Origin of the sequence: Paenibacillus sp. FSL H8-0537, from assembly GCF_038051995.1 — a bacterium.
In the GTDB taxonomy this organism is placed as follows: domain Bacteria; phylum Bacillota; class Bacilli; order Paenibacillales; family Paenibacillaceae; genus Pristimantibacillus.
Map to the genome: position 1 here is coordinate 1 of NZ_CP150290.1, position 10000 is coordinate 10000.

At 47.6% G+C, this 10000-nt stretch carries 8 protein-coding genes (1 of these 8 cut by a window edge); 7 read left to right on the top strand and 1 reads right to left on the bottom strand.

The window, feature by feature from the left end:
- The 6 genes from dnaA (at position 1) to gyrB (ending at position 6432) form a co-directional block, all read left to right on the top strand.
- Positions 1-1353: a chromosomal replication initiator protein DnaA gene (gene dnaA, locus MHB80_RS00005; RefSeq protein WP_056036004.1), complete on the top strand. Its 1353-nt coding sequence runs from the start codon at positions 1-3 to the stop codon at positions 1351-1353.
- Positions 1354-1609: 256 nt separating this feature from the next.
- Entirely contained in the window at positions 1610-2752 is a 1143-nt protein-coding gene (dnaN, locus tag MHB80_RS00010) for a DNA polymerase III subunit beta (protein WP_341280288.1), read from the top strand.
- Between the two features lie 67 nt (positions 2753-2819).
- A complete protein-coding gene (gene yaaA / locus MHB80_RS00015) occupies positions 2820-3035 on the top strand; it encodes a S4 domain-containing protein YaaA (RefSeq protein WP_341280289.1) in 216 nt (71 codons plus the stop codon).
- A gap of 32 nt (positions 3036-3067) precedes the next feature.
- A complete protein-coding gene (recF, locus tag MHB80_RS00020) occupies positions 3068-4180 on the top strand; it encodes a DNA replication/repair protein RecF (RefSeq protein WP_341280290.1) in 1113 nt (370 codons plus the stop codon).
- A 27-nt stretch (positions 4181-4207) separates the two neighbouring features.
- The gene (locus MHB80_RS00025) at positions 4208-4459 is read left to right on the top strand and encodes an extracellular matrix/biofilm biosynthesis regulator RemA family protein (RefSeq protein ID WP_028608695.1); all 252 of its coding nucleotides are present in this window, start codon (positions 4208-4210) and stop codon (positions 4457-4459) included.
- 53 nt (positions 4460-4512) lie between these two features.
- A complete protein-coding gene (gyrB, locus tag MHB80_RS00030) occupies positions 4513-6432 on the top strand; it encodes a DNA topoisomerase (ATP-hydrolyzing) subunit B (protein WP_341280291.1) in 1920 nt (639 codons plus the stop codon).
- 139 nt (positions 6433-6571) lie between these two features.
- Here the strand turns inward: gyrB and MHB80_RS00035 are convergent, their stop codons facing one another.
- Positions 6572-7333, bottom strand: coding sequence for a YheC/YheD family protein (locus MHB80_RS00035; protein WP_341280292.1), 762 nt, complete (start codon positions 7331-7333; stop codon positions 6572-6574).
- A gap of 257 nt (positions 7334-7590) precedes the next feature.
- Here MHB80_RS00035 and gyrA point away from each other — a divergent pair, with 257 nt between their 5' ends.
- Positions 7591-10000, top strand: the 5' portion of a protein-coding gene (gene gyrA, locus MHB80_RS00040) for a DNA gyrase subunit A (RefSeq protein ID WP_341280293.1). The gene runs 95 nt beyond the window's last position; only the first 2410 of its 2505 coding nucleotides appear in the window; its start codon is at positions 7591-7593; its stop codon lies beyond the right edge, outside the window.

Genomic DNA, 10000 nt, shown 5'->3' on the forward strand with positions numbered 1-10000 from the left:
GTGGACAGCCATGCTTATGATATATGGCAGCAAGTGTTGTCAATTATTCAGACGAAGCTGAGCAAGCCAAGTTTTGATACTTGGTTTAAGGCAACCAAAGCTTCGTTCGTGAATGATACTTTGCTTGAAGTTACGGCACCGACAACATTTGCAGCTGAATGGCTGGAAGGCCGTTATACAAAACTAATTCGCACAACCCTGTTTGAATTTCTAGGCAGACAGGTCGATGTGCGTTTTTCCATTGAAGAGGCGCGAAGCGCCGAGCCGGCAGCTATGATGCCGCCTAGAGCGATGGATGTGCCCGTCGTACAGGAAGAAAGCCATACCCATGTGCTGAATTCCAAATATACGTTCGAGACATTCGTTATCGGCGCCAACAATCGCTTTGCCCATGCGGCATCGCTTGCGGTAGCTGAAGCACCGGCGAAAGCCTACAATCCGCTGTTTCTCTACGGCGGTGTTGGCCTTGGAAAAACGCATCTGATGCATGCGATCGGCCACTATATTAAGGATCACAATCCCAATACGAAGATCATGTATATTTCGTCGGAGAAATTCACCAATGAATTTATTAACGCGATTCGTGACAACCGTGGGGAAAGCTTCCGCAATAAGTACCGGAATATCGACGTTTTGCTCATTGACGATATTCAATTTTTGGCCGGTAAAGACGGGACGCAGGAGGAGTTTTTCCATACCTTCAATGCGCTTCATGAAGAGCGCAAGCAGATCGTCATTTCCAGCGACCGTACGCCGAAGGAAATTCCGACGCTGGAGGAGCGCCTTCGTTCCCGCTTTGAGTGGGGTCTAATTACCGATATCCAGGCGCCTGACCTGGAGACGAGGATTGCTATTTTGCGCAAGAAGGCTAAGGCCGAAAATCTCGATATTCCCAATGAAGCGATGGTTTATATCGCTAACCAGATCGATACGAATATTCGTGAGCTGGAAGGCGCCCTGATCAGGGTTGTCGCTTACTCCTCGCTCATTAATCAGGATATCTCCTCCCATTTGGCAGCGGAAGCGCTCAAGGATATTATTCCTTCAAGCCGGCCGAAGCTGATTACCATTAACGAGATCCAGCAGAAGGTCGGGGAGTTTTATGGGCTGCGGCTTGAGGAGTTTAAGGCGCGCAAACGGACGAAAGCTGTGGCATATCCGCGGCAAATCGCCATGTACCTCTCTCGAGAGCTTACGGACCACTCGCTGCCAAAGATCGGCGAAGCTTTTGGCGGGCGGGACCATACAACAGTCATTCATGCCCATGAGAAAATTACGCAGCAGCTTAAAATCGATCAGGACTTGTACAAAATTTTGCAAAACCTGACTGAAAAAATCAAAAATCATACGTAAGCCGTTATGCAGAGCAAATTGCGCTGAAAAGTTATCCACTTTTATACGGAAAACGAACACAAGCCTATACACAGTCTATACACATGTGGATAGGCTTGATCTATCAGCGCTTGTCCCACTTATCCACATATTCAGGTCCCCTACTACTACGACTACTAAAAATCTTTAAAAAAACATCATCCATAAGCGGAATAAGACATTCGTGGAACATCCACTATGATTCGCGATGTCTCCCTGCGGATATAGGAGAGAAATTATGAAATTAACGATTTCAAAAAATGAACTAAACGATGCGATCCAGCAGGTAGCGAAAGCAATCTCCTCCAGACCAGCCATACCGATTCTTGGCGGAATCAAAATAGATGTTACCCATCAAGGTGTAACCTTAACAGCAAGCGATACTGAAATATCTATTCAGAGCTTTATCCCGGTAGAACGCGATAATTTATTTATTGCACATGTGGATAAACCGGGAAGCGTTGTACTCCCAGCTAAATTTTTTGTCGAGATTATAAAAAAACTGCCATCCGATAATGTTGAAATTCAAGTAGGCGCCCAGTTCCAAACGATGATCCGCTCCGGCTCCTCCGACATCCAGATGGTTGGTCTTGATCCAGAGGAATTCCCAATTTTGCCGTCTATTGAAGAGAACGGTTTATTTCAAATGCCAGGCGATTTGTTGAAAACGATGATTCGCCAAACGGTACTGGCCGCATCCACCAATGAGCAAACGGCTGTATTAACCGGCGTATTATGGACGCTTAACAACCAGCAGCTGAAATTTATAGCAACAGACCGCCACCGTCTGGCGAGCCGCAATGCGCATACCGAAACGGATCCGGAATATCGTTTCTCTAATGTCATTATTGCTGCAAAAACGCTGGTCGAGCTGTCGAAGCTTGTCCCTGAGCATAATGCGCTCGTGGATATTGTCGTAGCTGACAACCAAGTGATGTTCAAGCTCGGCAATGTGCTGTTCTACACACGTATGCTTGATGGCATGTACCCAGATACTTCAAAGATTATTCCGCAGACGTACAAAACAGAACTTGTCGTCGATACAAAAAATTTGATGGATGCGATCGACCGCGCTTATTTGATGTCGCGTGAGGAGAAGACGAATATTGTGCGTCTGATTACGCTTGATGACAATTCGATCGAAATTTCCTCAAGCTCAACCGAGCTTGGCCGCGTAACGGAGCAGATCGATGCCAAAAAATTTGAAGGCGAGCCGCTGCGCATTTCATTCAACTCCAAATTTATGCTTGATGTGCTCAAAGTAATTGACAGCGAGCAAATTTTCATCGGCTTTACAGGTGCTATGAGCCCGATTATCATTAAGCCGACCGATCATTCGTACAACATGTACGTTATTTTGCCTTACCGGACAACAACGTAGCAGCCTCGCGAGAGTGTTTGCGGAAATTTTAGATAGAGCTCGAGAAGAGGAAGGTGGGCAAGCCACGATGAAGGAAGTTGCCATTCGCACCGAATATATTCCGTTGGGGCAGTTTTTAAAGCTATCGGATTGTATATCCACAGGTGGACAAGCTAAATTTTTTCTGCAGGAGAACAAGATTACGATCAACGGCGAGACGGATAACAGACGTGGACGCAAGCTGTATGTCGGGGACCGTGTCGAAGTAGAAGGCTTCGGTATCTTTACTGTTACCGGTTCATAATGATTAGCTAAGGACCGGGAGGGGCAGCAGACGTGTTTTTAAAAAATATTCATTTGCAAAATTACCGCAACTACGGACAGCTTGAGCTGGAGACGAGTAATCAGGTCAATCTGTTCGTCGGTCCGAACGCCCAGGGCAAGACGAATTTGCTGGAAGCAATATTTGCGCTTGCCCTCACCAAATCGCACCGTACGTCCAAGGACAAGGAGCTGATTGGCTGGGAAGCAGATTCGGCTCGCTTGCAAGGCACGGTAGATAAGCGTTATGGTACGGCTCAGCTAGAGCTGCTGCTGTCGACACAGGGCAAGAAAGCGAAAATTAACGGGCTCGAGCAGCGCAAGCTGAGCAACTTCATCGGGTCGCTGAATGTAGTCATGTTCGCGCCGGAGGATCTCGAAATTGTAAAAGGCACGCCGGGTGTACGCAGACGGTTTCTGGATATGGAAATCGGTCAGGTGCAGCCCGGTTATTTGCATACCCTTCAGCAATACGGCAAGGTGCTTGTACAGCGCAATAACTACCTGAAGTCTGCTTCTCCTGGCTCCATGCAGCAGACGATGCTGGATGTATGGAATACACAGCTCGCCGAGCTAGGTGTTAAAATTATGAAAAAAAGGGAACACTTCATACATAAACTGCAGCGCTGGGCTGAGCAGATCCATTCTGGCATCACGGCTGGCAGCGAACAGCTCACAATTACCTACTGCCCATCGCTTGGCAGCGGCGAGCCGGAAGATGAATCTGTTTTATTTGAGCAATTTATGATAAAGTTAACACAAGTGAAAGAGCAGGAGATTCGCAGAGGGATGTCGCTCGTTGGGCCTCATCGCGATGATTTGGCCTTTTTTATTAACGGCAAAGAGGCATCTGTATATGGTTCCCAGGGACAGCAGCGCACAACCGCACTCTCGCTAAAGCTGGCAGAAATTGAGCTGATTGCTGAGGAGATTGGGGAATATCCGCTGCTGCTTCTTGATGATGTTCTGTCTGAGCTTGACCAGCACCGGCAGACGCAGCTCATAGAAACATTTCAGAGCAAGGTGCAGACGTTCATCACGACAACCGGGCTTGAGAGCGTCAATATTAGCAAGCTGCAGGACGCTTGTATCTATAATGTGCGTGAAGGCCAAGTGACGCGCGGATAAGCGCAAACGATCGGGAGGCGGGGGAGCATGTATATCCATTTGGGCGGCGAGAAAATTATTCGGGCTGCCGAGCTGGTAGCCATTTTCGATATATCCATAGAGCAATCCTCCAAGTTATCCAAACAGTTCGTTGCAGGCGCTCGCAAGCGCAAGGACGTGGAGACGATTGGCGAAGAGGAGCCGAAATCCATCGTTGTTACGAAGCAGAAAATCTATTATTCGCCAATTTCATCCTCTACCTTGAAGAAGCGAGCTCATCATTTTGTAGCGAATGGCTGACAAGGGCTAGAATAACGTGTAGCAAGAGCAGTTGAGAGGAGCAGTGAGCATTAATGTCTTTGAATCCGCAGCATACGTATGACGAGAGTCAGATCCAGGTGCTAGAGGGACTGGAAGCAGTCCGCAAGCGCCCTGGTATGTATATTGGCTCCACAAGCAGCAAGGGACTCCACCATCTCGTATGGGAAGTTGTCGATAACAGTATCGATGAAGCGCTTGCTGGCTATTGTACCGAAATAAATGTGACGATTCATGAAGATAACAGTATTACCGTTGTCGATAACGGACGGGGTATCCCTGTCGGCGAGAACGCCAAGCTGAAGAAATCTACGCTTGAAGTCGTTATGACCGTGCTTCATGCCGGCGGTAAATTTGGCGGAGAAGGCTATAAAGTTTCCGGCGGTTTGCACGGGGTTGGTGTTTCTGTCGTCAACGCTTTGTCGGAGCATGTAGTTGCAACCGTCAAGCTGAAGGGGAAAATTCACCAGCAGGAATATCGCCGCGGAGCACCGGATTCAGATATTAAGGTCATTGGAGAGACGTCGCCGGAGGATACAGGGACGACGATTCGCTTTAAGCCGGACCCGGAGATTTTTACCGAGACGACGGTTTATGAATACGATATTTTGCAGTCCCGGATTCGGGAGCTTGCTTTTCTAAATAAAGGCATTGAACTTACGCTGACTGACGAGCGTACGGGAATGACAAACACATTCAGATACGAAGGCGGCCTTAATGAGTTCGTTCAGTATTTGAACCGGAACAAGGAAGCGCTCCATGAATCGCCGATTTATGTTGAGGGCTCCAAGGATCATATTCAGGTAGAGCTGGGCCTCCAGTATAACGACGGCTATAGCGAAAATATTTATTCGTTCGCGAATAATATTAATACCCATGAGGGTGGAACGCATGAGTCCGGCTTCAAAAGTGCGCTCACTCGGGTTATTAATGACTACGCCCGCAAAACGAACTTGCTGAAGGACAATGATTCCAATTTCTCCGGTGATGATGTGCGCGAAGGCTTGACAGCGATTATTTCGGTCAAAATTCCTGAGCCGCAATTCGAAGGACAGACGAAAACTAAGCTAGGCAACAGCGAGGTTCGCGGTATCGTCGAATCGCTTCTTGCAGAGAAGCTTCAGGAGTTTCTCGATGAGAACCCGGCTGTATCTCGCAAAATTGTAGAAAAAGGCCTTCAGGCAGCTAGAGCACGTGAAGCAGCACGCAAAGCGCGTGAGCTAACGCGCCGTAAGAGTGCGCTTGAAGTCAGCTCGCTTCCAGGTAAGCTGGCGGATTGCTCCTCCAAGGATGCGGCAATCAGCGAGCTGTACATCGTAGAAGGTGACTCGGCCGGTGGTTCGGCTAAGCAAGGTCGTGACCGTCACTTCCAGGCGATATTGCCACTGCGTGGTAAAATCCTGAACGTTGAGCGCGCAAGACTCGACCGGATTCTCGGCAATGCAGAAATTCGAGCGATTATTACAGCGCTTGGAACGGGCATCAGCGAGGACTTCGATTTGGCGAAGGCACGTTATCACAAGGTCATTATTATGACCGATGCCGACGTTGACGGCGCACATATTCGTACGCTGCTGCTGACGTTCTTCTATCGCTACATGCGCAAAATTATCGAAGCGGGCTATATTTATATCGCCCAGCCGCCGCTCTATAAAGTCGAGCGCAACAAGGTCATTCGTTATGCGCAGAACGAGAAGGAACGTGATGCAATTATTGCTGAGTTCGGCCAAACCGGCAAAATTAACATTCAGCGGTATAAAGGCTTGGGCGAGATGGATGCTGTCCAGCTCTGGGAAACCACGATGGATCCGGAAAGCCGTTCCATGCTTCAAGTAACGATTGATGACGCCATTGAAGCTGATACGATTTTTGATACGTTGATGGGCGACAACGTTGAGCCGCGTCGTAACTTCATCCAGCAATATGCTTTAAGTGTTAAAAATCTCGACATTTAGCTTTTCTTTGATTCATTACTCGCTGAATCTTTTAAGTACAGCGGCATAGCTTGCCGCTTTTAAATTATAAATAGCCGTTTCTAGAATGTGTTTTTATACGGAGCCTTGCGCGCAGTATGAGGATATGCACTAGCAGCGGCTATTTTCTTTTATACCGGCCATAGGCAACGGCGTAACGATATATTTTTCGAAACACGGATTTGTCGGGAAGCTTGCGGAAAATAAAAGGATCGGGGCAGGTATTGACCTCTAATATCCATGGGCGCAGCCTCGTATCGATTGCAATATCGACACCGATTTCTTTAATTCGCGGATAAGCCTGATGCAGCTGGTGGACGATGGATAGGCTTAGCTTGTTCAAACGCTGTCTATACGCTTGCTGCTCAGTTGCGGACAGATGACCATTCATGAGCTGTTCGAAAGGCATTGGCGTGCCACCACTATGGTAGTTGGTGACGATTTTTGCAGGATGAGCGAGACGACCGATGATGCCCGTGGCTTCCCAGCTGCCTTGCGGATTTTTCTGTACCATCACGCGGATATCAAAGCGCCGCTTCTGATGGCGAAGCAGGAATATTCCTCTTTGTACGAGGTAGCGTTTGCCCACTTGATAGGGATAAAGGCTGTTGTACAATTGGTCGAAGGTTGCGAACGTGCGGACACTGGTTTCAATCTGGTATCGGAAGCCTCGGCCTGGAGCGGCATATTGCTCGACTCGAATGACCCCTTTTCCAAAGGTGCCGTTGACGGGTTTTACATAAACCATGCTGTATTGGGTGAGCATAGCAAGCAGGCTTTCTTTGCTGAACAGCTCGGTAGCAGGCATGTATTCGCGTAAATGTTCGGAGCGCAGGAGCACCTGTGTTTTAGCCCATTTGCTAGTAACGCGTTGTATAGACAAGCTTGATTCCCCTTTCTTTGAATCACTGCCTGAGCCTATCGTTTCTTATTCCGGCAGGAGACAGAGTTTAGAATGAGTGGTATAATAAAAGTTGGATTTGTTTATTTTATGGCAATCGGAGCGTTACGGAATACGGTATTTAACCTATTTTTTCGACTATGTGCGTAGAATTTAGGTTTAGTATCGTCTTATTTGAGAAAGAACTAGAGAGACAATGATGTTTACAGGTTTGCAGATAGACGTCAGGGAGGTAAAGCATGGCGGAAGAACAATATTCGCAGATTAAAGACCGTGATATAGGCACGGAAATGCGCGATTCCTTTATGGACTATGCAATGAGTATTATCGTAAGTCGCGCATTGCCCGATGTAAGGGATGGACTCAAGCCTGTTCATCGCCGGATTTTATTCGCAATGTCGGAGCTTGGGATGTCACCGGACAAGCCTCACAAAAAATCCGCAAGGATTGTAGGCGAAGTCATCGGTAAGTATCATCCTCACGGTGATTCGGCTGTGTATGAGTCTATGGTGCGTATGGCACAGGATTTCTCAATGAGGTACATGATGGTAGATGGTCACGGCAACTTCGGTTCGGTTGATGGCGACATGGCAGCAGCTATGCGTTACACGGAAGCTCGTCTATCGAAGATTGCAATGGAACTGCTGCGTGACCTTAACAAGGAAACAGTGAATTTCATTCCGAACTATGACGGTGAAGAGAAGGAGCCTGCGGTATTGCCGGCGCGTTTTCCTAACTTGCTAGTCAATGGTGTAACAGGGATAGCTGTAGGTATGGCAACGAACATTCCTCCGCATAATTTGGGGGAAGTTATCGACGGTGTACAGGCGTTGATTGCTAATCCGGATATTACACCGCTTGAATTAATCGATTTTGTAAAAGGTCCTGATTTCCCAACAGCAGGTATTGTTATGGGACTAAGCGGCATTCGTCAGGCTTATTTGACGGGTCGTGGAACGGTGACTATGCGTGCGCGCGCAATGATTGAAGAGAATGGCAACAAAGCGCGTATTATCGTGTATGAGCTGCCTTATCAAGTAAATAAAGCCCGTCTCGTTGAGAAAATTGCTGAGCTCGTTCGGGAGAAGAAGATCGACGGCATTACGGATTTGCGTGATGAGTCTGATCGTAATGGTATGCGGGTCGTTATCGAGCTTCGCCGCGACGTGAATCCTAGCGTAGTGCTCAACAACTTATACAAACAGACGCAAATGCAATCCAACTTCGGCATTAATATGCTAGCGCTTGTAAATGGCGAGCCGAAGACGTTGAATTTGCGCGAAGTACTCTATCATTATTTGCAGCATCAAATCGAGGTTATTCGTCGCCGTACGGAATACGATTTGAAGAAAGCCGAAGCCCGCGCTCATATTTTGGAGGGCTATCGGATTGCCCTTGATCATCTGGATGAGGTTATTGCGTTGATACGCGGTTCCCAAACAGCGGAAATAGCACGTGAAGGTTTGATCACTCGATTCGATCTAAGCCACGAGCAGGCACAAGCCATTCTCGATATGCGTTTGCAGCGCCTTACAGGTCTGGAACGCGATAAGATTGAAGCAGAATATACAGAGCTTCTATTAAAAATTGCCGAATTCAAAGCGATTCTCGCTGATGAGCAGCTCGTGCTTGCTATTATTAGCACAGAGCTCAATGAGATTAGAGATCGTTTTGGCGATGAGCGTCGTACGGAAATTACGGCTAGTGATGAGGAAATTCTGGATGAGGATTTGATTCCTCGCGAGGATGTTATTATTTCCATTACGCACAGCGGCTATATCAAGCGCCTGCCGGTTACGACTTATCGGAGCCAGAAGCGGGGCGGTAAAGGTGTCGTTGGTATGGATACGAAGGACAATGACTTCGTCGAGCATCTTTTTGTATCCAATACGCATCACTACCTGCTCTTCTTTACCAATAAAGGCAAGGTGTACAAGCTGAAAGCTTATGAGATTCCTGATCTCAGCCGGACAGCACGCGGTACGCCGATTATTAACTTAATTCAAATCGAGCAGGGCGAGACGATTAATGCGGTTATTCCTGTACAGGATTTTGACCCTAATCATTATCTGTTCTTCGCAACCCGTCAAGGTGTCGTGAAGAAAACGCCTCTCGATGACTATATCAACATTCGCAAAGTCGGCCTCATTGCCATCTCGCTGCGTGAAGATGATGATCTGATTGGCGTCAAGCTGACAGACGGTCAACAGGAGATTGTTATGGGAACTGCGGAAGGCATGTCGATTCGTTTCTCTGAAAATGACGTGCGCTCTATGGGCCGTTCGGCTACAGGCGTGAAGGGTATCCAGCTTGATGAGAGCGATGCTGTTATTGATATGGATATCGTCATGAATGATAATGATGTGCTGATTGTTACGTCCAAAGGGTATGGCAAACGGACACCAATGAGCGAATATCGTATTCAAAACCGTGGCGGTAAAGGGATTAAGACGCTTAACGTTACGGATAAGAACGGACCGATTGTCAGCTTGAAGGTCGTTGTAAATGATGAGGATCTAATGATTATGACTGCATCAGGCACATTGATTCGGACAAGCATGGAAGGTATCTCTACGATGGGGCGCAATACGCAGGGCGTTAAATTGATTAATACCCGCGATGAAGATACAGTAGCAACGGTTACTCGTA

Coding starts and splice junctions, on each gene's coding strand:
- dnaN (WP_341280288.1), top strand. CDS start 1,610: ATGAAATTAACGATTTCAAAAAATGAACTAAACGATGCGATCCAGCAG.
- yaaA (WP_341280289.1), top strand. CDS start 2,820: ATGAAGGAAGTTGCCATTCGCACCGAATATATTCCGTTGGGGCAGTTT.
- MHB80_RS00025 (WP_028608695.1), top strand. CDS start 4,208: ATGTATATCCATTTGGGCGGCGAGAAAATTATTCGGGCTGCCGAGCTG.
- gyrB (WP_341280291.1), top strand. CDS start 4,513: ATGTCTTTGAATCCGCAGCATACGTATGACGAGAGTCAGATCCAGGTG.